The sequence below is a fragment of the Saccharopolyspora tripterygii genome (assembly GCF_054778355.1).
Genome location: NZ_BAAGZP010000018.1, coordinates 197,048 through 219,756, shown reverse-complemented (window position 1 = coordinate 219,756; position 22,709 = coordinate 197,048). Strand labels below are relative to the sequence as shown.

20 protein-coding genes are annotated in these 22,709 nt (G+C 70.6%); 14 read left to right on the top strand and 6 right to left on the bottom strand.

The genetic code is table 11. The annotated features are described in order from the left end of the window. The first annotated feature begins 35 nt into the window (after positions 1-35). The 3 genes from lspA to ACYVF3_RS14870 are packed head-to-tail and all read left to right on the top strand — an operon-like array spanning position 36 to position 1,904. A complete protein-coding gene (gene lspA / locus ACYVF3_RS14880; RefSeq protein ID WP_461154809.1) occupies positions 36-644 on the top strand; it encodes a signal peptidase II in 609 nt (202 codons plus the stop codon). 41 nt (positions 645-685) lie between these two features. Further along, complete coding sequence (locus ACYVF3_RS14875; RefSeq protein ID WP_461154997.1) at positions 686-1,570, top strand: RluA family pseudouridine synthase; 885 nt, start codon at positions 686-688, stop codon at positions 1,568-1,570. Between the two features lie 46 nt (positions 1,571-1,616). Next, complete coding sequence (locus tag ACYVF3_RS14870) at positions 1,617-1,904, top strand: hypothetical protein (protein ID WP_461154808.1); 288 nt, start codon at positions 1,617-1,619, stop codon at positions 1,902-1,904. 26 nt (positions 1,905-1,930) lie between these two features. Here ACYVF3_RS14870 and ACYVF3_RS14865 read toward each other — a convergent pair whose 3' ends face one another. Continuing rightward, positions 1,931-2,908, bottom strand: a complete 978-nt coding sequence (locus tag ACYVF3_RS14865; protein WP_461154807.1) for an AsnC family protein — start codon at positions 2,906-2,908, stop codon at positions 1,931-1,933. A gap of 239 nt (positions 2,909-3,147) precedes the next feature. On the opposite strand from ACYVF3_RS14865, the gene dnaE reads away from it, so the two are divergent. The 6 genes from dnaE (at position 3,148) to ACYVF3_RS14835 (ending at position 12,385) form a co-directional block, all read left to right on the top strand. Then, positions 3,148-6,735, top strand: a complete 3,588-nt coding sequence (gene dnaE / locus ACYVF3_RS14860; protein WP_461154806.1) for a DNA polymerase III subunit alpha — start codon at positions 3,148-3,150, stop codon at positions 6,733-6,735. 107 nt (positions 6,736-6,842) lie between these two features. After that, positions 6,843-8,048, top strand: coding sequence for a cytochrome P450 family protein (locus ACYVF3_RS14855; protein ID WP_461154805.1), 1,206 nt, complete (start codon positions 6,843-6,845; stop codon positions 8,046-8,048). Positions 8,049-8,192: 144 nt separating this feature from the next. Further along, the gene (locus tag ACYVF3_RS14850) at positions 8,193-9,425 is read left to right on the top strand and encodes a cytochrome P450 family protein (RefSeq protein ID WP_461154804.1); all 1,233 of its coding nucleotides are present in this window, start codon (positions 8,193-8,195) and stop codon (positions 9,423-9,425) included. Positions 9,426-9,465: 40 nt separating this feature from the next. After that, complete coding sequence (locus ACYVF3_RS14845; protein WP_461154803.1) at positions 9,466-10,647, top strand: sensor histidine kinase; 1,182 nt, start codon at positions 9,466-9,468, stop codon at positions 10,645-10,647. Continuing rightward, positions 10,644-11,288: a response regulator transcription factor gene (locus tag ACYVF3_RS14840; protein WP_461154802.1), complete on the top strand. Its 645-nt coding sequence runs from the start codon at positions 10,644-10,646 to the stop codon at positions 11,286-11,288. The genes ACYVF3_RS14845 and ACYVF3_RS14840 overlap by 4 nt, the downstream gene beginning before the upstream one ends. Before the next feature lie 119 nt (positions 11,289-11,407). Further along, the gene (locus ACYVF3_RS14835; protein ID WP_461154801.1) at positions 11,408-12,385 is read left to right on the top strand and encodes a hypothetical protein; all 978 of its coding nucleotides are present in this window, start codon (positions 11,408-11,410) and stop codon (positions 12,383-12,385) included. Positions 12,386-12,417: 32 nt separating this feature from the next. Here ACYVF3_RS14835 and ACYVF3_RS14830 read toward each other — a convergent pair whose 3' ends face one another. Continuing rightward, positions 12,418-14,388, bottom strand: coding sequence for an arabinofuranosyltransferase (locus tag ACYVF3_RS14830; protein ID WP_461154800.1), 1,971 nt, complete (start codon positions 14,386-14,388; stop codon positions 12,418-12,420). Positions 14,389-14,582: 194 nt separating this feature from the next. On the opposite strand from ACYVF3_RS14830, the gene ACYVF3_RS14825 reads away from it, so the two are divergent. Beyond that, positions 14,583-15,194, top strand: a complete 612-nt coding sequence (locus tag ACYVF3_RS14825; RefSeq protein ID WP_461154799.1) for a DUF2567 domain-containing protein — start codon at positions 14,583-14,585, stop codon at positions 15,192-15,194. Between the two features lie 82 nt (positions 15,195-15,276). Here ACYVF3_RS14825 and ACYVF3_RS14820 read toward each other — a convergent pair whose 3' ends face one another. From ACYVF3_RS14820 to ACYVF3_RS14810, 3 genes are all read right to left on the bottom strand, one after another. Next, entirely contained in the window at positions 15,277-15,630 is a 354-nt protein-coding gene (locus ACYVF3_RS14820; RefSeq protein ID WP_461154798.1) for a hypothetical protein, read from the bottom strand. 126 nt (positions 15,631-15,756) lie between these two features. Next, a complete protein-coding gene (locus tag ACYVF3_RS14815) occupies positions 15,757-16,437 on the bottom strand; it encodes an LON peptidase substrate-binding domain-containing protein (protein WP_461154797.1) in 681 nt (226 codons plus the stop codon). A 133-nt stretch (positions 16,438-16,570) separates the two neighbouring features. Further along, complete coding sequence (locus tag ACYVF3_RS14810; RefSeq protein ID WP_461154996.1) at positions 16,571-17,254, bottom strand: NUDIX hydrolase; 684 nt, start codon at positions 17,252-17,254, stop codon at positions 16,571-16,573. 118 nt (positions 17,255-17,372) lie between these two features. On the opposite strand from ACYVF3_RS14810, the gene nadA reads away from it, so the two are divergent. From nadA to ACYVF3_RS14790, 4 genes are all read left to right on the top strand, one after another. After that, positions 17,373-18,386, top strand: a complete 1,014-nt coding sequence (nadA, locus tag ACYVF3_RS14805) for a quinolinate synthase NadA (RefSeq protein WP_461154796.1) — start codon at positions 17,373-17,375, stop codon at positions 18,384-18,386. Beyond that, entirely contained in the window at positions 18,383-19,981 is a 1,599-nt protein-coding gene (locus ACYVF3_RS14800) for an L-aspartate oxidase (protein WP_461154795.1), read from the top strand. The genes nadA and ACYVF3_RS14800 overlap by 4 nt, the downstream gene beginning before the upstream one ends. Continuing rightward, positions 19,978-20,826: a carboxylating nicotinate-nucleotide diphosphorylase gene (nadC, locus tag ACYVF3_RS14795; RefSeq protein ID WP_461154794.1), complete on the top strand. Its 849-nt coding sequence runs from the start codon at positions 19,978-19,980 to the stop codon at positions 20,824-20,826. The genes ACYVF3_RS14800 and nadC overlap by 4 nt, the downstream gene beginning before the upstream one ends. Positions 20,827-20,923: 97 nt before the next feature. Next, a complete protein-coding gene (locus tag ACYVF3_RS14790; RefSeq protein ID WP_461154793.1) occupies positions 20,924-21,826 on the top strand; it encodes a lysostaphin resistance A-like protein in 903 nt (300 codons plus the stop codon). On the opposite strand, the gene ACYVF3_RS14785 is transcribed toward ACYVF3_RS14790, so the two are convergent. After that, positions 21,790-22,581 carry a carbon-nitrogen hydrolase family protein gene (locus tag ACYVF3_RS14785; protein WP_461154792.1) on the bottom strand — a complete coding sequence of 264 codons (792 nt, stop codon included), beginning with the start codon at positions 22,579-22,581 and terminating at the stop codon, positions 21,790-21,792. The genes ACYVF3_RS14790 and ACYVF3_RS14785 overlap by 37 nt on opposite strands. Positions 22,582-22,709 lie beyond the last annotated feature (128 nt).

Below are 22,709 nucleotides of genomic sequence, written 5' to 3'. Positions count from 1 at the left end.
CGTGGGTGTCCGGCCGGGTCGGGGACAATGGCGGGGTGAGCACCGAGCACCCCTCCTCTGAGCAGGCGGCCTCCACGCCGGAGTCCGCTGAGACGAACCCGGCCGCGGACGCCCCGAAGGGCGGGTCCGCGAAGCTGCTGGCGCTGCTGTTCGGGGTGGCGGCGCTGGGCCTGGCCCTGGACGTGGTCACCAAGATCGCCGTCGTCGCCACCATCGAGGGCAACCCGCCCGTGAAGGTGCTCGGAGGCCTCTTCTACTTCGACGTCCTGCGCAACCCCGGTGCCGCGTTCTCGATGGCCACCGGCCTGACCTGGTTGCTCGCGCTGCTCGCGATCGCCGTGGTCGGCGTGATCGTGTGGCTGGCCCCGAAGCTCCGCTCGCCGGGGTGGGCCGTCGGCCTCGGCCTGGTGCTCGGCGGTGCGTGCGGCAACCTCGGCGACCGGCTGTTCCGGGCGCCCGGCCCGCTGCAGGGCCACGTCGTGGACTTCCTCTCCTTCCTGGCGCCCGGCGGTCAGGTGTTCCCGGTGTTCAACGTCGCCGACAGCTGCATCACCTGCGGCGGCATCCTCGTGGTGCTGCTGTCGCTGATGGGGCGCGACTTCGACGGGACGGTCCACCGCAAGCAGAAGGCGCGCAAGTCGTGAGCGAACTCCGAACCCTTCCGGTCCCCGAGGGGCTGGACGGCATGCGGATCGACGCAGGCCTGTCCAAGCTGCTCGGGCTCTCCCGCAACGCCGTGGCCGGGCTCGCCGAGGCCGGTGACGTCCTGGTCGACGGGAGCCCCGCGGGCAAGTCGGATCGGCTGATGGCCGGGTCCTGGCTGGAGGTCAGCCTGCCCGCCGCCGAGCAGCCGCCGCAGGTGGTGGCCGTGCCGGTCGAGGGTATGAAGATCCTGCACGAGGACGACGACATCGTCGTGATCGACAAGCCGATCGGCGTCGCCGTCCACCCGAGCCCCGGCTGGGAGGGCCCGACCGTGGTCGGCGGCCTGGCCGCGGCCGGCCTGCGCATCTCGACCTCCGGTGCCGCCGAGCGCCAGGGCGTGGTGCACCGCCTCGACGCGGGCACCACTGGCGTGATGGTGGTGGCCAAGAGCGAGCACGCCTACACCGTGCTCAAGCGCGCGTTCAAGGAGCGCACGGTCGAGAAGCGGTACCACGCGGTGGTTCAGGGCTTGCCCGACCCGAGCCGGGGCACCATCGACGCGCCGATCGACCGGCACCCGCGGCACGACTACAAGTTCGCGGTGGTCACCGGGGGCAAGCCGAGCATCACCCACTACGAGACGGTGGAGGCGTTCCGCGCCGCGACGCTGATCGACGTGAAGCTGGAAACCGGTCGCACCCACCAGATCCGGGTGCACTTCTCGGCGATCAAGCACCCCTGCGTCGGCGACATCACCTACGGCGCCGACCCGGTGCTGGCCCGCTGGCTGCAGATCACCAGGCAGTGGCTGCACGCGCGCAGCCTGTCCTTCGAGCACCCGTCGGGCGGGTGGCTGCAGTTCGAGAGCGAGTACCCGGACGACTTGCAGCACGCTCTGGACGAGTTGCGCGATCAGGACGGCTAGACCGGGTACCGTGGTGATCGGATCGGCGCGCGACGAAGGGGGTCCGATGGCTCAGGAATTTCACGGATCGGACACACCGACTCCTCCCCGCGGCATGCCCGTGGTGGATCCGCAGGCGGATCTCGACACGCCACCGGAAGGCCTCCACAGCCTCGGTGACGTGATCAGCGCCCAGGACGTCGGACCCGCCACGCCGTCCGTGATCGGCGAGCCGGAGCCCGAGCGGGCCCGGGACGACGCGGGCGACTGGCCGACGCTGCAGTACCGCAGCAAGGATCGCGCGGACAAGCCCAGGCGCACCAACCCGTTGAACTTCTTCCGCCGCGATTCGTAGGCGGTTCCAGCCGGCGCGGTGGCCCGTCAGAGGTCGGAGATGTCCCAGAGCAGCGTGCGCTGCTGATCACCGGGCTGCGGGGTCCAGCGGACCGCGGAGACCTCGGTGGACTCGTTGAGCACGTACACCGTGTGGCCACCGGCGGTTTCGCCGGGCTGGACGCCCATCCGGTGCGGTGGGCGCGACGACATCGACACCGGAGCCTTGGTCACCGGTGAACCGTCCTTCGCGACCAGTTCCAGGTACATGTCGGGCAGCGATGCGAACGGCACCTGCCCGTGGTTGGTCAGCTCGGTGTGCACGACGACCGAGCGCTCGCCGGGCTGGAGCTCGTACCCGGCTGCGGTGTAGAGGAAATCGGCCGGATCGACGACCTCGACGAGCTGGATGCTGATCCGCTCGCCGGACATCCCGTTGACCTCCAGCTTGGAGCCGACCTTGCCGGTCGGTGCGGGAGCGGGGGCCGCGGGTTGGTCACCGCGCGCCCACGCCGCGGACCCGGGCGGTCCCCAAGAGCTCATCGGCGGTACCGGGGCGACCGGCTGCTGCGGGTGGGCCATCTGCTGCGGCCCGCCGACCTGGTGCTGCCCCGAAACCTGCTGAGGACCGGACATCTGGTGCGGGCCGGATACCTGGTAGGGCCCTGACGCCGGGTGCGGGCCGGGCACCGGGTAGGGGCCGGACATCTGCTGCGGACCGGGCACCGGGTAGGGCCCCGACACCTGCTGCGGGCCGCTGTACTGGCCGGGTGCCATCGGGTACGGGCCGCTCGCGGCGTTCTGGGCCGCCCACTGCTGAGCGGCGGCGACGGCGTTGCGGATGCCCTGCTGATCGCACTCGACGCCGACCATCAGCGGCAGTCCGGTGGTGGAGAGGGCGGCGAGCCGCGCGGCGACGTCGCGCACGTCCATGCCGAGCCGACCGGCGATGTCCGGGACCGCCGCTCGGCCCATCTCTGCCACGGCGCTTAGCAGTCGCACGTCCACGGGATCAGGGCCAGTCACGTCGTCCCACGCTACCTGGTCAGGTGGGCGGACGTGTGCGAGGCACGAGTTCCCGACACCGGCGGACGTCGTGTGCGGGGTGGGGGAAGTTTTCATGAAAACTTCCCCCACCCCGCACACGACATCCGGCACCCCGGTCGCGTGGAACGACGCGCAACGCCCGGTGGAACGGGCTGCTCGGTCGGTGGCCGGAGTTAGGCTGACTCGTCTTCGATCCCGCCGCGAAGGAGAACTTGTCCGTGTCCGTCGACCCCTTCGTCCACCTGCACGTGCACACCGAGTACTCGATGCTCGACGGTGCGGCGAAGGTCGGTGCGCTGTTCTCCGAAGCGCAGCGGCTCGGGATGCCGGCGGTCGCGATGACCGACCACGGCAACATGTTCGGCGCGGACGAGTTCTACCAGCAGGCGCGCAAGACCGGCATCAAGCCGATCATCGGCATCGAGGCCTACGTCGCTCCTGGGAACCGCTTCCAGAAGAAGCCGATCTTCTGGGGCGAGGCCAAGCAGCGGGGCACCGACGAGTTCGGCGAGGGCGGTGACGTCTCGGGCGCCGGTGCCTACACGCACATGACGATGTTCGCCCGCGACGCCACGGGCCTGCGCAACCTCTTCGCCCTGTCCAGCCGCGCGAGCTTCGAGGGCATGTACCGCAAGCCGCGGATGGACAAGGAGCTCATCGCCGAGCACGCCGAGGGGATCATCGCGACCACCGGCTGCCCGTCCGGTGAGGTGCAGACCCGACTCCGGTTGCGGCAGTTCGACGAGGCGTTGCGCGCGGCTGCCGAGTACCAGGAGATCTTCGGCGAGGAGAACTTCTTCCTGGAGCTGATGGACCACGGCCTGCCGATCGAGCGGTCGGTGCGCCAGGGCTTGCTGGACATCTCGAAGAAGCTGGGAATCCCGCCGCTGGCCACCAACGACAGCCACTACGTGACGGCGGACCAGGCCGAGTCGCACGGGGCGTTGCTGTGCGTGCAGTCGGGCAAGACGCTCTCGGACGACAGCCGGTTCAAGTTCGACGGTGACGGCTACTACCTGAAATCCGCCGAGGAGATGCGCGAGTACTGGGACTCCGAGGTCCCGGGCGCGGCCGACAACACGTTGCTGGTCGCCGAGATGGTGGAGTCCTACGAGGACGTCTGGTCCTTCCAGGACCGGATGCCGCGCATCTCCGACGGCAGCGGCCTGTCGGAGCGGGAGCTGCTGGAGGGCGAGATCGAGCAGTACCTGCCGACCCGCTATCCCGACGGCGCGAGCCAGGAGTGCCTGGAGAGGATCAAGACCGAGCTCGACGTGCTGGACACCAAGGGCTACTGCGCGTACTTCCTGGTGGTCGGTGACCTGACCCGGTGGGCGAAGTCGCAGGGCATCCACGTCGGACCGGGCCGCGGTTCGGCCGCGGGCTCGTTGCTGGCCTACATCCTGCACATCACGAACCTGGACCCGCTGGAGCACGGCCTGATCTTCGAGCGGTTCCTGAACCCGGAGCGCGACTCGCCGCCGGACATCGACCTCGACTTCGACGACCGCCGCCGCGACGAGGTGCTGCAGTACGCGATCACCAAGTACGGCCGGGACAAGGTCGCCCAGGTCATCACCTTCGGCAAGATCAAGACGAAGGCCGCGATCAAGGACGCCGCCCGCGTGCACCACGGTCAGCCGGGCTTCGCCATCGCGGACAAGATCTCCAAGGCGCTGCCGCCGCCGATCGCGGCCAAGGACATCCCGCTCTCGGGCATCGTCGACCCGCAGCACGAGCGCTACACCGAGGCGTCCGAGGTTCGCTCGCTGATCGAGACCGACCCGTCGGTGTCGCAGATCTTCAACACCGCGCGCGGGCTGGAGGGCCTGATCCGCAACGCGGGTGTGCACGCGTGCGCGGTGATCCTCTCCTCGCAGCCGCTGATGGGAGCGGTCCCGCTGTGGGCCCGCGACGACGGGTCGATCATCACCGGCTGGGACTACCCGTCCTGCGAGGCCATCGGTCTGCTGAAGATGGACTTCCTGGGCCTGTCCAACCTCACCATCCTCGGCGACTCGCTGGAGATGGTGAAGGACAACCACGGCCTGGAGATCGACCTCTCCAGCCTCGCGCTGGACGACGCCAAGACCTACGAGCTGCTGGCGCGCGGCGAGAGCCTGGGCGTGTTCCAGCTCGAAGGTGGCGGCATGCGGGAGCTGCTCAAGCGCATGCAGCCCACCGAGTTCGGCGACGTGGTGGCGGCGAACGCGCTGTACCGGCCGGGACCGATGGAGGTCAACGCGCACCTGGACTACGCCGACCGCAAGAACGGCAAGAAGCCGGTCGAGCCGATCCACCCGGAGCTCGACGAGCCCCTGAGGGACATCCTGGCCGAGACCTACGGCCTGATCGTCTACCAGGAGCAGATCATGGCGATCGCGCAGAAGGTCGCCGGCTACAGCCTCGGTCGAGCCGACATCCTGCGCCGAGCGATGGGCAAGAAGAAGAAGGAGGTCCTGGACCAGGAGTTCGAGGGCTTCCAGGCCGGGATGCGCGACCAGGGCTTCTCCGACCAGGCGATCGACAAGCTGTGGGCGACGGTCCTGCCGTTCGCCGGCTACGCGTTCAACAAGTCCCACGCGGCCGGGTACGCCCTGGTGGCGTACTGGACGGCCTACCTCAAGGCGAACCACCCCGCGGAGTACATGGCCGGCCTGCTGACCTCCAACGGCGACAACAAGGACAAGATGGCCGTCTACCTGGCGGAATGCCGCCGGATGGGCGTGCAGGTGCTGTCGCCGGACGTCAACGACTCCCAGGACACCTTCGCCGCGGTCGACGGCAACATCCGCTTCGGCATGAGCGCGATCCGCAACGTCGGTTCCAACGTGGTGGCCTCGATCGTCTCCAGCCGCGAGGAGAAGGGCCGCTACACCTCCTTCACCGACTTCCTGGACAAGTCCGAGATCCTGGCGTGCAACAAGCGCGTCATCGAGTCGCTGATCAAGGCGGGCGCGTTCGACTCGCTGCGGCACACCCGGATGTCGCTCTCGCAGCACCACGAGGCCGCGGTGGACGCGGTGATCGGGCTCAAGCGCCAGCAGGCGATGGGCCAGTTCGACCTCTTCGGCGCCGAGAACGACGCCGACACCGCTGAGTCCGCATCGCCGCTGGCGCACCTGCAGTTCACCGGTGACGAGTGGCCGCGCAAGCAGCTGCTGGCCTACGAGCGCGAGATGCTGGGCCTCTACGTCTCGGCGCACCCGCTCGACGGCGCGCAGCGGCTGCTGGCTCCGTACCAGGACGCCGGGATCGCCGAGCTCGTCGGAGGCGAGCGCGAATCCGCGGGCGGCAAGGAGCAGATCAAGATCGCCGGGATGATCTCGGGGATCCAGCGCCGCATCAACAAGAACGGCCACCCCTGGGCGATCGTGACCCTGGAGGACCTGGACGCCTCGGTCGAGGTGCTGTTCTTCCCCAAGTCCTACGAGATGTTCGCCGATTGCCTGATCGAGGACACCGCGATGGCGGTCAAGGGCCGGATCAACGAGCGCGAGGGCGCTATCAGCGTCTTCGCCTCCGACGCCCTTCCGATCGACATCTCCGCCGCGGAGGCGGACCCGAGCGGGGACTCGGCGTTCGTGATCAAGGTTCCGGTGGGCAGGGTGGACCGGTCGCTGGTCAGGGAGCTCAAGCGGACGCTGCAGGCGCACTCCGGAACGACCCCGGTGCACCTGAAGCTGCAGAGCCAGAGCGGGACGACGCGGATGGTGCTCTCCAGCGACTTCTTCGTCTCGACGGAGAACGGGCTGCAGGGAGAGCTGAAGGGGCTGCTCGGGGCCGGTTGCTTCGAAGTGGCGTGATTCGTCGGGTTTGCGCTGAGAGGGCCCTCAGTCCGGTGTGACAAGCCGGGGTGAACGGGGTTCACTGGCGGTGAGGGCCCGAAGCTCGCCTACCCGAGGGATTTTCCATGTCCACCACTGAAGCTCCCGTCTTCGACGCCGATTTCGTCTCGAACCTCCACTCCCGCTACGACGAGATCCGCTCGGACACCCCGGTCCAGCGGATGATCAGCCCGCACGGCCTGAAGCTGTGGGTGATCACCCGCTACGAGGACGTGAAGGCGGCGTTGGCGGATCCGCGGCTGGGCAAGGACTTCCGGCGCAGCCGCGAGGTGATCATGTCCCAGATCGGCGACGACGGGACGCGGCGGTTCAACTCGGCCATCAGCGAGCAGATGCTCAACATGGACCCGCCGGACCACACGCGGATGCGGAAGCTGGTGGTCAAGGCCTTCACCTCGCGCAGGATCGAGGCGCTGCGGCCGCGAGTCGAGGAGATCACCGCCGGGTTGCTCGACGACATGGCGGGCGAGACCGAGGTGGACCTGCTGGACGCCTTCGCGTTCCCGCTGCCCATCCAGGTGATCTCGGAGCTGCTGGGCGTGGAGGAGAACCGCCACGACGACTTCCGGCGGTGGACCAACACGATGCTCGACGCCTCGGACAACGAGACCCTGGCCGAGACGAACCAGGCGATGACCGAGTACCTCTTCCAGCTGATCGCGGCCAAGCGGGAGCACCCGGCCGACGATCTGCTGACCGCGTTGATCGAGGTGTCGGAGGACGAGGACCGGCTCAGCGAGATCGAGCTGGTCTCGATGGTGTTCCTGCTGCTGGTGGCGGGGCACGAGACCACGGTGAACCTGATCGGCAACGGCGTGCTGGCGCTGCTGCGCGACCGCGAGCAGTGGGACGCCCTGGTCGCCGACCCGAGCCTGGTGACAGGTGCGGTGGAGGAGGCGCTGCGCTTCGACGGGCCCGTCATCCACGGCACGTTCCGGCACACCCGGGAGCCGGTGACCTTCGGCGGTGTGGAGATCCCCGCCGGGGAGATCGTGTGGGTGGGGCTGGCCTCGGCCAACCACGACCCGGAGAAGTTCCCCGAACCCGAGCGGTTCGACCTCGGCCGGGACGCGCGCGGGCACGTGGCGTTCGGGCACGGCATCCACTTCTGCCTGGGTGCGCAGCTGGCTCGGATGGAGGCGCAGATCGCGCTGCGGCAGCTCGCCGAGCGCTTCCCCGGTCTGCGCGGGGCGGGCGAGCTGGACGACGTCGAGTGGCGGTTCTCCACGCTCATCCACGGCCTGCAGCGGCTGCCGGTCCGCCTGGCGTAGGGGCGCCTGGGGGTGGGGCGCCTGGGGGTGGGGAAGTTTTCATGAGAACTTCCCCACCCCCACCCCACGTCGGATTCCGGTTTTCCCGGCAGACGCCGGTGCGCGCGGGGTTTACTGGACCCACATCTCGTGGATGGGGGTTCCATGACCGCGCACACCGACCCGATCACGTTCGACGCGGACTTCGTGCAGGACCTGCACGCGCGCTACGCGCGACTGCGCGAAGCGGGCCCGGTGCACCGGCTGGTCAACGAGACCGGACTGCCCGTCTGGGTGGTGACCCGGTACGAGGACGCCCGGGCGCTGCTGGCCGACCCGAGGCTGGGCAAGGACGCGCAGACCATCTTCCGGCTGGTCATGGACCGCTTCGCGGCCGTCACCCCGGAGGCCGAGGACGGGCGGTTCGCCGGGGCCGGGTTCGACATGCACATGCTCAACATGGACCCGCCGGACCACACCCGACTGCGGAAGCTTGTGGTCAAGGCGTTCACCGCCCGCCGGATCGAGTCCCTGCGGCCGAGGATCGAGCAGATCACCGACGAGCTGCTGACCGCGATGGCCGGGGAACCCGAAGTGGACGTGCTGGACGCGTTCGCGTTCCCGCTGCCGATCCGGGTGATCTGCGAGCTGCTGGGCGTGGACGAGAGCCGCCGCGACGACTTCCGCGTCTGGACCAACCGGCTGCTCGACGACATCGATGCGGAGGCTTCGGGGCAGGCCGCGGGCGAGATGGCGGCGTACCTGACCGAGCTGATCGCGACCAAGCGCGAGAACCCCGCGGACGACCTGCTGACGGCCCTGATCGAGGTGTCGGAGGACGAGGACCGGCTCAGCGAGACCGAGTTGATCTCGATGGTGTTCCTGCTGCTGGTGGCGGGGCACGAGACCACGGTGAACCTGATCGGCAACGGTGTCCTCGCGCTGCTGAGGAATCCCGACCAGTTCGCCGCGCTGCGCGCGAACCCCGACCTGGTGGACGGCGCGGTCGAGGAGATGCTGCGGTTCGACGGTCCGCTCATGCACACCACGTTCCGCTTCACCACCGAGCCGGTCGTGGTCGGCGGGACCGAGATCCCGGCGGGCGAGTTCGTATGGATCGGGCTCGCGGCGGTCAACCGCGACCCGGAGCGGTTCGACGCCGCCGACTCCTTCGACGTCGGCCGGGACGCCCAGGGGCACCTGGCCTTCGGGCACGGCATCCACTTCTGCCTCGGAGCGCCGCTGGCCCGGATGGAGGCCCAGATCGCACTGCGGGGCCTGATCTCGCACTTCCCGGACCTGGAACTGGCCACGGATCCGGAGAACCTGGTCCGGCGGAACTCCAGCCTCATCCACGGGCTGCAGGCGCTCCCGGTGCGCCCGGCATCTCGTTCGTGAGGAGGAGGCGGGTCCCTCCGCGCGCGCCTACCGTGAGCCCGTGCTCAACTCCTGGCGACCCGACCATCGCCTGGCGCTCGACGGCGTCGCGGCGGCGCTCGTCCTCTTCCTCGGCCTCGGCTCGTCGCTGAGCGTCCTGCGGGGGGCCGCTCCCTGGCTGTGGATCACCACCCTCGCCGTCCTGGTCGGGCTGGCCGGGAGCCTGGCGCTGCGCCGGATCCGGCCGCTGGCGGCCCTGTCGGGTGCCAGCGCCCTGATGCTGGTGCTGGTCGTGCTCCCGGACCTGCCGGGCGGTGTGCCGCCCGTGCTGCTGCCGTTCACCGCGATCTACCCGGTGCTGCTGTACTCGGTGATCGCCTACACCGACCGCTGGGTGCTGCCGGTGGCCTGCGGGCTGCTCGGATCGGCGCTGGTGGTGGCGCGGATGGTGGTGAGCTTCCCGGGTGGCTGGTTGCCTGCGCTGGTGCTCGGTGCGGTGGCCGTCGCTTCGGTGCTGTCGGCCTGGGCTCTCGGGCGCTACCGGCGCATCCGGGTGTCCTACGTGCGCGCCTTGGAGGAGAGCGCGCAGCGCGCCGAGCAGCTGAGGCAGGAGCAGGTGCGCGCCGCGATCGCGGCCGAGCGCCGGTTGATCGCCCGCGAGATCCACGACGTGGCGGCGCATTCGCTGGCGGTCGTGCTCGCGCAGGCCGACACCGCGCGGATGGTCTTCGACCGCGATCCCGAGCGCGCCAGGGAGATGCTCTCGACGGCGCTGGGCGTGGGTCGCGACGCGATGCAGGAGATGCGCGGAATGCTCGGTGTCCTGCGTTCGGGTGACGACCCGGTGAGTTCGCACGAGGACCGGGACCTCGACGCGCTGATCGACTCGTTCCGCCAGGCAGGCGCGGACGTCGAGCTGAGCAGCTCCGGGACCAGGCAAGACCTCTCGACCGCTGATCGGCACGCGGTGTACCGGGTGGTCCAGGAATCGGTCACCAACGCGCTCAAGCACGTCGGTCCGCAGGTGACGTGCCGGATCTCCCTCGACTGGGAACCGCACCGGCTTACCGTTGCGGTGACGGATGACGGCCCCGGGACCGCCGATGACCTCACCGAGCGCGGTGGGTACGGCCTGGTCGGGATGGCCGAGCGGATGCGGCAGATCGGAGGCGGATTCGTGGTGCGCAGCGAGCCCGGTGCGGGCACCACCGTGCGGGCCGAGTTCGAGCTGGGGGAGCGGTGAGCGCGATCCGCGTGGTCGTCGCCGACGACCAGGAGCTGATCCGCTCCGCGCTGGGGATCATGCTCGGCCTGCACGACGACCTCGAGGTCGTGGCCGAGGTGGATTCCGGTGCGGCGGCGGTGGAATCCTGCCGCAAGCACCGGGTCGACGTGGTGCTGATGGACATCCGGATGCCGGGAGTGGACGGCATCGAGGCGACCGAGCTGATCACGGCGGAGCACCCGGAGATCAGGGTGCTGATCCTGACCACCTTCGACCTGGACGAGAACCTCTTCGCCGCCCTGCGGGCCGGTGCGGGCGGTTTCCTGACCAAGGACACGCCCGGCGAGGAGGTCGCGGCGGCCGTGCGCGAAGTCCACAAGGGACATTCGATCGTGTCGCCGCGCGCGACCCGGAGCCTGTTGGAGGTCGCCAAGCGGGCGGCGCCGCGCGGTCCGGCACCGCTCTGGGAAGCGCTGACCGGCCGGGAGCGGGACGTGCTGGCCGCCGTGGCGCGCGGGTCGTCCAACGCCGAGATCGGTGCCGAGCTGCACCTGGCGGAGACGACGGTGAAGACCCACGTCGCGGCGGTGCTGCGCAAGCTCGGCGTCCGCGATCGGCTGCACGCGGTCATCTGGGCCTACGACAACGGCGTGGTCTGAGCGGTCGTCAGCGGTGCGCCAGGTCGTTCGCGCGGTTCGCGAATCTCCTCCCTGAGGAGGAGGAAGTCGGTCCGTCGCGGTGGAGGCCGATCACGGTCGAAACCGCGAACATTGCTGGCATGACTGAACAAGGGAAGTTCGCGAAGGGCCTCGTCGCCAACGGCCTCGTCGCCAACGGCGCTGTTGCCCACGGCTTCGTCGCCGCCGGCGGTGGGTTGCTCGTGCTGGCGGCGTTGGTCTGCCTGCTCACCGGTGCGCCCAGCCCGGTGGCCGACCCAACCGATTTCTTCGCCTCGTCGTTGACCCTGCTGCCGCAAGTCGCCGCCAACCTGGTGCTCGCGCTGATCGGTGCGGTGACCGCGGCGACCGGGATCGTGACCGCGCGCCGGGGCAGCGCTCCCGCACCGCTGCGGGTGGCCTCGATCGGCGGCCTGCTGGTGCTGCTCGGTCCAGGTGTGCTCGCCGCGGTGGGCTACTTACCGTTCCTGCTGGTCTCGGCGCTGGCCGGAGACGTCGCGCCGCTGCGGAACTACCTGTCGCCGGCGCTGGTGCTCCAGCTGGTGGTCGTCGCGCTCGTGGTGACGTTGCTGCTGTCGTGGATCGAGCAGGCCGTGCGCGCTGATCGGGACGAGACGTCCAACCGAGGGCTGTGGTGGACCTGGGTCGCCATCGCCGTTCCACTGTTGTACACGGCGAGCCGCGTGCTGATGGCGATCGGGATTCCCGACCTGTCGATGGAGAACAGCAGCGGCGCAGCAGGTCTCGGGCTCGGGGCGGCTGCGGCCGGTGGCGCGGTGCTGACGTGGGGGCTGATCCGCCCGTGGGGAGAGCGCTTCCCGCGCTGGATGATCGGCCTGGCGGGCAAGCGAGTGCCGGTCCGGATGGCCGTGGTGCCCGCGCTGTGCGCTGCGGTCCTGGTCCTGGCCGGCAGCAGGATGCTGCTGACGCAGATGCTCACCGACAACCCGGGCATCCCCAACAACGTGGTGGTGTGGTTGCCGGTCTGGCTCTGGCCGCTGTGGTCGTTCGCGCTGGTCGCCGCCGCGATGCACTACCGGCTCCGCCGGGCGCGGGCAGAGGTGGCGATCGCTCGATGAGCGCCACCCCCAGGCCGCGCCCGGGTACCGGGTCAGCGCAGCGCGATGATCGTGTACGGGCCGACTTCGCGCTTGACGAAGGCGGGCGAGTCGAAGAGCTCGCGGTCGAAGTAGACGTAGTAGTCGCGCACGTTCGGGTTCTGGGGGAACGAGTCTCCCTTGAGCTGCAGCGCCAGGTCGCCCTCGTGCTCGGGCGGAGTCTCCACTGTGGAGTAGCGGCTCTTGGGGTTGTTGAGGACGAACACGTTGGGGCTCTTGAACTTCGAGCTCCGGACCGCCTTCAGCAACTGGTCGCTGGTCTTGGCCTGGGACCAGCGCTCGATCTCCGCAGCGCGGTCGGCGTAGTCGGCCAGGGGGTTGGCGTAGTGCGGGGTCTCCTGCTGGAAGCCCCAGTACGGCTGGAAGGACATGAGCTTGTAGTCGGTGCTCAGCAGCACGTTCTGGTCGGGCTCGCGGCCGGTGAGCGCGGCGACCGCGCGGATCTCGTCGTCGAACCAGGAACCGACCTCGTCCGGGGCCTTCTGGCCCTTGGCGTTGTCGCCGGTCGGGTAGTAGTCGGTGTAGGCCTGCTCGGTGTAGCCGATGAGCTTCTCGCTGAGCGCTTCCTGGGTGACGCTCACCGCGCCGACCAGGCCGAGCGCGCAGGCGAGGAGTCCTACCTGGACGGCGTGCTGCGAGGTGATCTTGGTCCGGAGGTAGCCGATCAGCTCCACCAGGCCGAGCACGCCGACGACCGGCAGGAGCGCGTCGAGGACGACGTTGAGCCGGAAGGCCAGCAGAGTCGTCTTGGCGAGCAGGGCCAGCGTGGACAGGCCGAACCAGCCGTAGATCGCGACCACGACCAGCAGCATCGCGGCGGCGACCTCGCTGTGGCGGAAGCGCAGCAGCAGCCACGCGAAGCCCACCAGGCACAGCGCGCCGAACGCCGAGGCCTCGGTCATCGGCACCGGCAGGAAGGCGCCGTCGTCGGGCAGGTAGTGCTGCGCGGCGCTGCGCGGGTTGTCCAGCAGGAACTTCGTCGACAGCAGGTACGGGAGCCATACGAGGAGGGCGATGACCAGGCTGACCAGACCGATCGGCAGCAGCCGCAGGAACTGCCGCTTGACCACGGCGCCCAGGCCGTCGCCGTTGCGGACCTGGCTGAACCCGGTGACCACCGCCATCAGCACGATCACGACGACGGCGAAGCCGAAGTGCAGCGTGTAGGTGATCGCGGCGAAGCCGATGAAGCCGCCGATGCAGATCAGCGTCCACCGCGGTGTGCCGTCGGTCTGCCGCATCGCGCGCCAGGCCAGCACCGCCACCGGCAGCAGCCACGCGGCCGACGGCCAGGCGTAGGGCTCCACGATGCCGTGCAGCATGCCCGACAGCGCGGTCGCGACGGTCGCCAGCAACGCGAGCCGGCGGCGCAGGACGACGCTCCAGAGCGTGAACGCCACGACGGTCGTCACCGCGATCCAGCACAGCGCGTAGAGCTTGTAGGCCGCCCAGCCCTCCCAGCCCAGGAGGTTGGCGAAGCGGCCGCCGAGCCAGAACCAGCCGCTCGGGTAGTAGGGCGCGGTGTCGGCGTAGTTCATGTCGGCCAGGCCCAGGGTGGAGGCCATGCGCGTCATCAACTGCATGCGGAAGCCGTTGTCCGTGGAGGACCCGCCGTAGTAGAAGCGCGTCGACTGCAGCGGGAGGGCCAGCGACAGCGTGCTGAAGGCGCTCAGCGCCACCCAGGTCGCGACGACCTTGCCCCACCGGCCGATGCGCGAGACCCGGTAGCCGAAGGCCAGCGGGACGAACAGCGCGATGAGGACCAGGGTGCTGCTGAGCATCGTCAGCGCCTCGGGCGCGTAGCTGGGTTCGCTGATGCTCAAGCGCGCGGCCGCGAACTGCAGCACCAGGCTCACCACCACGGCAACCGCAGAACCGCCGAGCAGTTCGGCTACCGTGGTGCGCAGCGGGAGCCGGACAGCCGAGGCCTGCCGAGGCTCGTCGATCGGGCTCGGTCCGGTCAACTGCGGAGACGGCAGGATTCCCACCACTTCACTCGTCCTTCGGCGTAGCCGACATGAGGGCTCGCGCAGAATAGTTGATGTGCGCCCCGCGCCCGTCCATCGGGTGACCGGGGTAGGTGCGATGAAACGCTAAGGTGACCGGAAAATTTCGCAAGCCGGGCCGGTGGCGGCGAACGCGAGGAGGAGGTCGGCGGGTGTCCGACAGCCCAGTGGATGAGGAGGGCACGACGCGTGCTCTTCCGCAGCGGGTCGAGCCCGAGGAGGTGGCCCTGCTCTCCGCCCTGGCGCCACCGAGCCCGAAGGTCGTCGTCAAGGCCGACCTGCTGCCCGCGATCAGCGCGATCTCGCTGATCGCGCTGCTGGGGTTGCCGATGGGCTGGCTGTGGTCGCGCCTGGCGCCACCGCAGCAGAGCGTGCTGGGGCGGGGCGGTTCGGTGACTCCGCTGCTGGTGGAGAGCTACCACGAGTTCGACGGCATCGCGATCTTCACGCTGCTGGCCTTCGCGGCCGGTCTGCTCACCGCAGCCGTGCTGTGGCGGATGCGCGGCAGGCGCGGGCCGGTGCTGCTGATCGGCGGCGTGCTGGGGGCTCTGGTGGCGTCCTGGCTGGGACGCCAGGTGGGCGGCTCGCTCGCGGCGGGGCTCTACCCCGCGCCGCCGAACCCGAAGATCGGCGACATGATCACGATCGCTCCGGAGATCAGCACGGTGTGGGTGCTGGCCGCCATGCCGCTGGCGCTGGCGCTGGGCTACGGGATCGCGACGTCCTGGAACGGATTCGACGACCTGGGCCGTCGCCTGAGGTAGACGTTGCTCGGCGGTGCGGGCTGAGTCCCGCACTGGAAGCAGCGGCTCCGCCGCGTTCTGAAACGCCCCCTCAACCCCGCCGTCAGCGCTGGCGCAGCGATCCGCCGATCGCGTCGAGGGTGCCCGGGGTGACCGCGCCGGGAACGTCCTGATCTGCCGCGGCGACGAAGACCACCGAGTTCCTGCCGTCGTTGTTCGTGGCCACCACCGACACGGAGACGGTGCGCGAGTCGCAGCCTGCCGGGCTCGGCGACGTGACTCGCGCGTTGATCCGGGTGGCGGCGCGACCGCCGCTCAGCTTCAGCTGTTCCGGTGGTGAGGCCTCGACGAGCGGCGCGACCGCGTCGCGGGTGAAGGCGTGGCCGACGAACGTGCCGAGGGTTCCGCCCGCGACGGCCGCGTCGTCCGGCCCGAGCCGGGCGCTGACACCGGCCATCGCGCGGAAGCTGTTGTCGTCCCCCGGGCAGAAACCCAGCTGCTGGTGCGACGCACCGGTGAGCGTGACCGCGTCGGAGGGCGGACCGACCGCGTGCAGATCGAGCCGACCCCCTACCGGCCCCTGCTAGTTCAGGCTGGGCTGCTGCGCGAACTCGGCCAGCGGAGCCGGGACCGCGCGCAGCTCGCGCAGGAACTCGGCCTCGCGCAGCAGCAGCTTGCGGACGTTGCGCAGCCGGATCAGCGGATCGGTCTCCTCCAGCAGGTCCTGGCGATCTTCGGTGGTCAGCACGCAGTCGTCGGCCAGCAGGTAGGACAGGTCGGCGGAGTCGGCCGCCTCGCCGGGCTCCTCGCGGGGGCCCTCCCGCAACCCCGAAGCGTGGTAGCGCTGGTGCGCGTCGCGGGCTGCGGCGGTGAGCCGCTCCCGGCGGCCGGGCGCGTCCTGCTCGGGTTCTGTGTCCGGCAGCCACTGCACCCGCGCCAGCAGGTACGACGCGGATTCGTGGTCGATCTGCAGCAGGCGGAACCGCCGCTCGCCGAAGGCGGTGGCCTCGTAGCGGCCACCGGGCAGCTGCTTCGCCTGGTCGAGCACCGCTGTGCAGCCCACGTCGTACATCGAGTCGACGTTGTCCTCGCCGACCTCCCACCCCTGCCGGATGGTGACGACCCCGAACCGGCGGTCCGGGAGGTCCTCGTTGAGCAGGTCCTGGACGAGATCGCGGTAGCGGGGCTCGAAGATGTTCAGCGGAAGACGCCCGCCGGGGAGGAGCACGGACCCCAACGGGAACAGCGGCAAGGTGTCCAACACGCCCCCAAACTACTGAAGAAATCGATTCCGGACTCGTCAACGCGGCGGTACCGGTGGTCGGAACCCCGCGCGGGGGAGGTAGTCGCCCGGATCCGCGGGTGCCCGAGCAGGGCTCGCGCGCTGCGAGGGGAGCTCAGGCGGGTGGCCGGAACACCGCGAACGGATCGGTCACCTGGAGGTCGCGCGAGGTGAAGCGGAACAGCGCGGGCGGACGTCCGCCGGAGCGCCCGGCAGGCATGGTGCGGCCGGTGGCGTCCAGGACGCCGCGCCGGGACAGCACGCGCTGCAGGTTCGTCGCCGCCACCTGGTACCCGAGCGCGGCGGAGTAGATCCCGCGCAGCTCGGAGACGGTGAACTCGGGCGGGGCCAGCGCGAACCCGATGTTGGTGTAGGAGAGCTTGGCGCGCAGGCGGTCTCGCGCGGCCAGCACGATCTCCTCGTGGTCGAAGGCCGTCACGGGCAGGTCGTCGACGGGGAACCAGCGGGTGTCGGCGGGCACCTCGGGGTCGACGTCGGCGGGCACCAGGCACAGGAACGCGGTGGCGATCACCCGCCGGTCGGGTACCCGGCCCGGCGCGCTGAAGACCGACAGCTGCTCGACGTGGGAGAGCTTGTGCACGTCGACCTTCTCGGCGAGCTGCCGCCGGATCGAGGCCTCGACGTCCTCGTCTGTGGCCAGCCAGCCGCGGGGCAGCGACCAGCGGTGCAGCGCGGGCTCCTTGGCGCGCTGCCACAGCATCACCTGCAGTCGTTCATCGCGGATCTGCAGCACTCCGGCGAGGACTTCGTGACCTGCGTCTCTGCCATCCGCTGTCATCCCGGTGTTACGATGTGGCACGTTTTCGATTATAAGGCGAAAACCTCGGGGCCGTTCATCCGGGGTGGATTGCCGGGTCCTCCGGAGCGTTCCGGAGAGCCCTGACGAGGAGGACGAGATGGCGACTGCGACGTGGCAGCGGACCGATGCCGGCTACACCGGAGTCGAAGCCGATGCTGCCTGGGCCGACGAGGTCCGGCGGTTGGCCGAGGAACGCGACGCCGTGATCCTGGCGCACAACTACCAGCTGCCGGAGATCCAGGACGTCGCTCACCACACCGGTGACTCGCTGGCGCTGAGCCGCATCGCGGCGAGCAGCGACGCGAGCACGATCGTCTTCTGCGGTGTGCACTTCATGGCCGAGACCGCCAAGATCCTCGGGCCGGACAAGACCGTGCTGATCCCGGACGAGCGAGCGGGCTGCTCGCTGGCCGACTCCATCACCGCCGAGCAGCTGCGGGACTGGAAGGCCGAGCACCCCGGCGCGGTCGTCGTCTCCTACGTCAACACCACCGCGGACGTGAAGGCCGAGACCGACATCTGCTGCACCTCCTCCAACGCCGTCGACGTGGTGCGCTCGATCCCGGAGGACCGCGAGGTGCTGTTCTGCCCGGACCAGTTCCTGGGTGCGCACGTCAAGCGCGAGACCGGCCGGGAGAACCTGCACATCTGGGCCGGGGAGTGCCACGTGCACGCGGGCATCAACGGCCCGGAGCTGGCCGAGCGCGCCGCGGCCTCGCCGGAAGCGGACCTGTTCATCCACCCCGAGTGCGGGTGCGCGACCTCCGCGCTCTACCTCGCGGGTGAGGGGACCGTGGAGCCGGAGCGGGTCAAGATCCTCTCCACCGGGGACATGCTCACCGCGGCGAAGGAGACGGGCGCGACCTCGGTGCTGGTGGCCACCGAGGTGGGGATGCTGCACCAGCTGCGGCAGGCCGCGCCGGAGATCGACTTCCGCGCGGTCAACGACCGAGCGTCGTGCCGGTACATGAAGATGATCACCCCGGCCGCCCTGCTGCGCTGCCTGCGCGAGGGCGCCGACGAGGTGCACGTGCCCGCCGAGGTCGCCGACCGCGGCCGGGCGTCGGTGGAGCGGATGATCGCCATCGGCAAGTCCGGCGGTGGCGAATGACCTGGGAAGCCGGTGCCGACCTGCTGGTCGTCGGCACCGGGGTGGCCGGCCTGACCGCAGCGCTGCGCGCCCGCGAGGCGGGACTGCGGGTGCTGGTGGTGAGCAAGGATTCCGTCGCGGCGGGCAACACCGGCTGGGCGCAGGGCGGCATCGCCGTGGTCCGACCCGACGAGCTCGACCCCGGCGACAGCCTGCACAAGCACGTCGAGGACACGCTGACCGCGGGTGTCGGGTTGTGCTCGCAGCAGGCGGTGCGCGACATCCTCGCCGACGGAGCGGAGGCCATCGGCAGGCTGCGCGCGGCCGGTGCCCGCTTCGACGAGGCCGGGGACTCGCTGGCGCGCACCCGAGAGGGCGGTCACCAGGCGTTCCGCGTCATCCACGCGGGAGGCGACGCCACCGGGGCCGAGGTGCAGCGCGCGCTGGTCTCCGCCGTGCGCGGCGGCGGCATCCCGGTCCTGGAGCAGCACTGCGTCGTCGAGCTGCTGCGCGGCGAGGGCGGCGCGATCTCCGGGGCGCTCGCGGTGGACGCCGAGAGCCGGCCGGGCGTGCTGCGCGCGCCCGCCGTGCTGCTGGCCACGGGCGGTCTGGGGCAGCTCTACGCCGCGACCACCAACCCCGACGTGTCCACTGCGGACGGTGTGGCGCTGGCGCTGCGGGCCGGGGCCGGGGTGGCGGACCTGGAGTTCGTGCAGTTCCACCCGACGGTCCTCTACGCCGAAGGGGAGGCGCGCGGACGCCGGCCGCTGGTGACCGAAGCGGTGCGCGGTGAGGGCGCGGTGCTGGTGGACGTGCGCGGCGAGCGGGTGATGGACGGGGTGCACCCGCTGGGCGACCTGGCACCGCGGGACGTGGTGTCGGCGGCGATCACCCGCCGCGCCGCGGAGACCGGTGCTCAGCACGTCCTGCTCGACGCCACCGGGATCGACGGCTTCGCCGAGCGGTTCCCGACCGTGCACGCCTCGTGCCGGGAGGTGGGCATCGACCCGAGCTCCGAGCCGATCCCGGTGGCCAGCGCGGCGCACTACTCGTGCGGCGGCGTGGTGTCCGATGTGGACGGGCGGACCGCGGTGACCGGCTTGTACGTGGCCGGCGAGGTGGCCTGCACCGGTCTGCACGGCGCGAACCGGCTCGCCTCCAACAGCCTGCTGGAAGGCCTCGTCGTCGGCGGGCGGGCCGCGTCGACGGTGGCCAGGGACCTCGGCTGCGGTCTGCTGACCCGCACCCCGGTGGGCGAGGTCTCCCCGCCGGCGTTCGCGGTCGTCGAGCGGGACCTGCTGCAGCGCACCATGAGCAGGTACGCAGGCATCGGTCGCAGCGAGGACGGCATGGCGGCGGCGAGCGCGGTGCTGGACCGCAGCTCCGTCGTCCGCCCACTCCGGACCCGGCAGGCGGTTGAGGACGCGTCGCTGACGCTCACCGCTCAGGCGATGCTCGCCGCGGCCAGGCTGCGCGAGGAATCTCGTGGGTGCCACCGCCGAACGGATTTCCCGGACACCGACGACCTGCGCCTGCGGCGGAGCTCGGTGTTCCGGCTGGACGCCTCGGGCTGGTTGATCCACGCCGAGGACGGGATTGCGAGGACAGCGGCATGACCTTCGACTTCGACGGCGCCCGCGAGGTCGTCCGCACGGCCCTGGCCGAGGACCTGCGCTACGGCCCGGACGCCACCACCGAGGCCACCGTTCCCGGTGACGCGGTCGCCGAGGCGGGCTTCAACACCCGCAAGGCGGGCGTGCTGGCGGGACTTCCGCTGGTGCGGCTCGTGCTGGACGAGGTGCTGGGGGTCGACGCCTACCAGGTCCTCGACGAGCGCGCCGACGGCGACCGGCTCGCCGCGGGCGACTGCGCGCTGAGGGTGAAGGCCCCGGTGCGCGGCTTGCTGACCGCCGAGCGCACGGCCCTGAACCTGCTGTGCCACCTCTCGGGCATCGCCACCGCGACGTCGGAGTGGGTGGACGCGGTCGCGGGCACGGGCTGCCGCGTCCGGGACAGCCGCAAGACCCTCCCGGGCCTGCGCGACCTGCAGAAGTACGCGGTGCGCTGCGGTGGTGGCGTCAACCACCGGATGGCGCTCGGCGACGCGCTGCTGATCAAGGACAACCACGTCGTGGCCGCCGGTTCCCCGGCGGCGGCCGTCCGCGCGTGCCGCGAGCACGCCCCGCACCTGCCGATGGAGGTGGAGGTGGGAACCCCGCAGGAGCTGGAAGAAGTCCTGGCCGAGGGCGTCTCGCTGGTCCTGCTGGACAACTTCGCGCCGCAGCAGTGCGCCGACGCCGTGGCACGCACTCGGGAGCTCTCCCCGGGCACCGAGCTGGAGGCCTCCGGCGGCCTGACCCTCGACGTGGCGGAGTCCTACGCGAGGACCGGCGTGCACTACCTGGCGGTGGGCGCGCTGACCCACTCCTCGCCGTCGCTGGACCTCGGCCTGGACATGTGAGCCGACGCCGCCTGAACGAGTGCGACTCGCCCGGTCGCGCGGTCAGCGCCGACCTCAGGTGTTCGGCATGATCGGGCGGGACGGGGAGGAGTGAGCGGTGGCATCGGCTTTGTTGGACGGCGCCCACGCGGCGCGGCGGCCCACCGGTCCTGTGCTGGGACTGATCGTGGTGGGCATCTGCCTGCTGGTGGGGCCTGCGGCGGCGACGCTGGGCCTGCTGGCGTTGATGGACGTGTCGGCGCTGGTCATGGCCAGCGAACCGATGCCGATCTCGACGCAGCTGGTCCTGCTGCTGAGCTTCCTCGGCGCGGCCCTCCTGCTCGCCGCGTGGGTGCTGCTCAAGGAGGGGCGCCCGCTCAAGACCCTGGGGTTCTGGCCCGCTTCGCGGATCTGGGCCCACCTGCTGCTGGGGATCGCGGTGGCCGCGGTGCTGCTGGCGGTGCCCGTGGGGGTGAACTACTTCAGCGGGCAGTACCTGGTCGGTCCGGTGCGCTCGGCGCTGCTCGGGTCGGTGATGCTGGCTCTGGCGGGCTTCGCCGTGCAGGCGTGCACCGAGGAGATCGTGACCCGCGGCTACCTGCTGCAGGTCACCTACCGCAAGTGGGGGCTGACGGCGGCGATCATCTTCCAGGCGGTGGTCTTCACGCTGCTGCACGGGGCGAACTTCGACGTCGGCGTGCTGCCGCTGATCAACATCGCGCTGATCGGCCTGGTGCTGGGGATGTGGGCGGTGGCCGAGGGGTCGCTCTGGGGCGTGTGCGCGTTCCACGTCGTGTGGAACTGGCTGCAGGGCAACGTCGTCGGCAGCGAGGTCTCGGGCATGGACATCGGGGCCACGCTGCTGAGCCTCGACCCGGGCCGGGAGGCCTCCGACGCGCTGACCGGCGGTGACTTCGGGATCGAGGGCAGCGCCGTCACCACCGCCGCCCTGGTGCTGGCGGCGGCGGTGGCGTTCTGGGCGCTTCAGAAGCGCCGGTTGGTGAGCACCGGCACGGCCTGACGGGCGCTGTCGACCGCGCTCGGGTCGATGTCGACGACCTCGACGGCGGGTGCGGCGTCCAGCTGCGCGTGGACCCGGCCGAGCGGTGTGGCGACGAGGCTGTGGCCGATGCCGGTGGGCGCCTTGCCCGACGGTTCGCGGCCGATGCTGCGCGGGTCGCCCTGGCCGCAGGCCACGATCCACGAGGTGGAGTCGAGCGCGCGGGCGCGCACCAGCAGCTCCCACTGCTCGCGCTTGCCCTCGCCCGCGCCCCACGAGGCGGGCGTGACGATCACCGAGGCGCCCTCGTCGGCGAGCTTCTGGAACAGCCCGGGGAAGCGCACGTCGTAGCAGGTGGTGAACCCGATGCCGGCGCCGTCGAGCTCGACCACGAGGGGCCGGGTCCCGGGAGCGACGGTGTCGGACTCGGCGAAGCCGAAGGCGTCGAAGAGGTGGATCTTGTCGTAGGAATCGTCGAGGCCGCGCCCGGTGACCAGCAGGGTGTTGGTGACCCGGCCGTCGTCGGCGGGGGTGAACATGCCCGCGACTACGGCGATGCCTGCCTCGTCGGCGAGGCGTCGCACCTCGGTGGCCCACGGTCCGTCCAGCGGTTCGGCCAGCGGCGAGAGCTTCACCCCGAAGCAGGCCATCGTCGCCTCGGGGAACACCGCGATGTCGGCGCCCTCCGCGGCGGCGCGCCGGATCCCGTCGGCCACCAGCTCCAGGTTCGCCTCGGGCTCCACCCCGGAAACGATCTGGCACAACCCAACACGCATTCTCGCGTCCACCCTTCGACGAGGTCGATCTTCCCGCGGCACTGCCGCTTCTGCTGTCGCTGCTCACGAGTGGCGCAGCCCGCACCGCTGATGAGGCCCGTTCGGAGAGCACCACAGGGGTACAGTCC

Coding starts and splice junctions, on each gene's coding strand:
- ACYVF3_RS14785 (WP_461154792.1), bottom strand. CDS start 22,581: ATGCGTGTTGGGTTGTGCCAGATCGTTTCCGGGGTGGAGCCCGAGGCG.
- nadA (WP_461154796.1), top strand. CDS start 17,373: ATGGCGACTGCGACGTGGCAGCGGACCGATGCCGGCTACACCGGAGTC.
- nadC (WP_461154794.1), top strand. CDS start 19,978: ATGACCTTCGACTTCGACGGCGCCCGCGAGGTCGTCCGCACGGCCCTG.
- ACYVF3_RS14835 (WP_461154801.1), top strand. CDS start 11,408: ATGACTGAACAAGGGAAGTTCGCGAAGGGCCTCGTCGCCAACGGCCTC.
- ACYVF3_RS14855 (WP_461154805.1), top strand. CDS start 6,843: ATGTCCACCACTGAAGCTCCCGTCTTCGACGCCGATTTCGTCTCGAAC.
- ACYVF3_RS14875 (WP_461154997.1), top strand. CDS start 686: ATGCGGATCGACGCAGGCCTGTCCAAGCTGCTCGGGCTCTCCCGCAAC.
- ACYVF3_RS14820 (WP_461154798.1), bottom strand. CDS start 15,630: ATGGCCGGTGTCAGCGCCCGGCTCGGGCCGGACGACGCGGCCGTCGCG.
- ACYVF3_RS14800 (WP_461154795.1), top strand. CDS start 18,383: ATGACCTGGGAAGCCGGTGCCGACCTGCTGGTCGTCGGCACCGGGGTG.
- ACYVF3_RS14870 (WP_461154808.1), top strand. CDS start 1,617: ATGGCTCAGGAATTTCACGGATCGGACACACCGACTCCTCCCCGCGGC.
- ACYVF3_RS14850 (WP_461154804.1), top strand. CDS start 8,193: ATGACCGCGCACACCGACCCGATCACGTTCGACGCGGACTTCGTGCAG.
- ACYVF3_RS14810 (WP_461154996.1), bottom strand. CDS start 17,254: ATGACAGCGGATGGCAGAGACGCAGGTCACGAAGTCCTCGCCGGAGTG.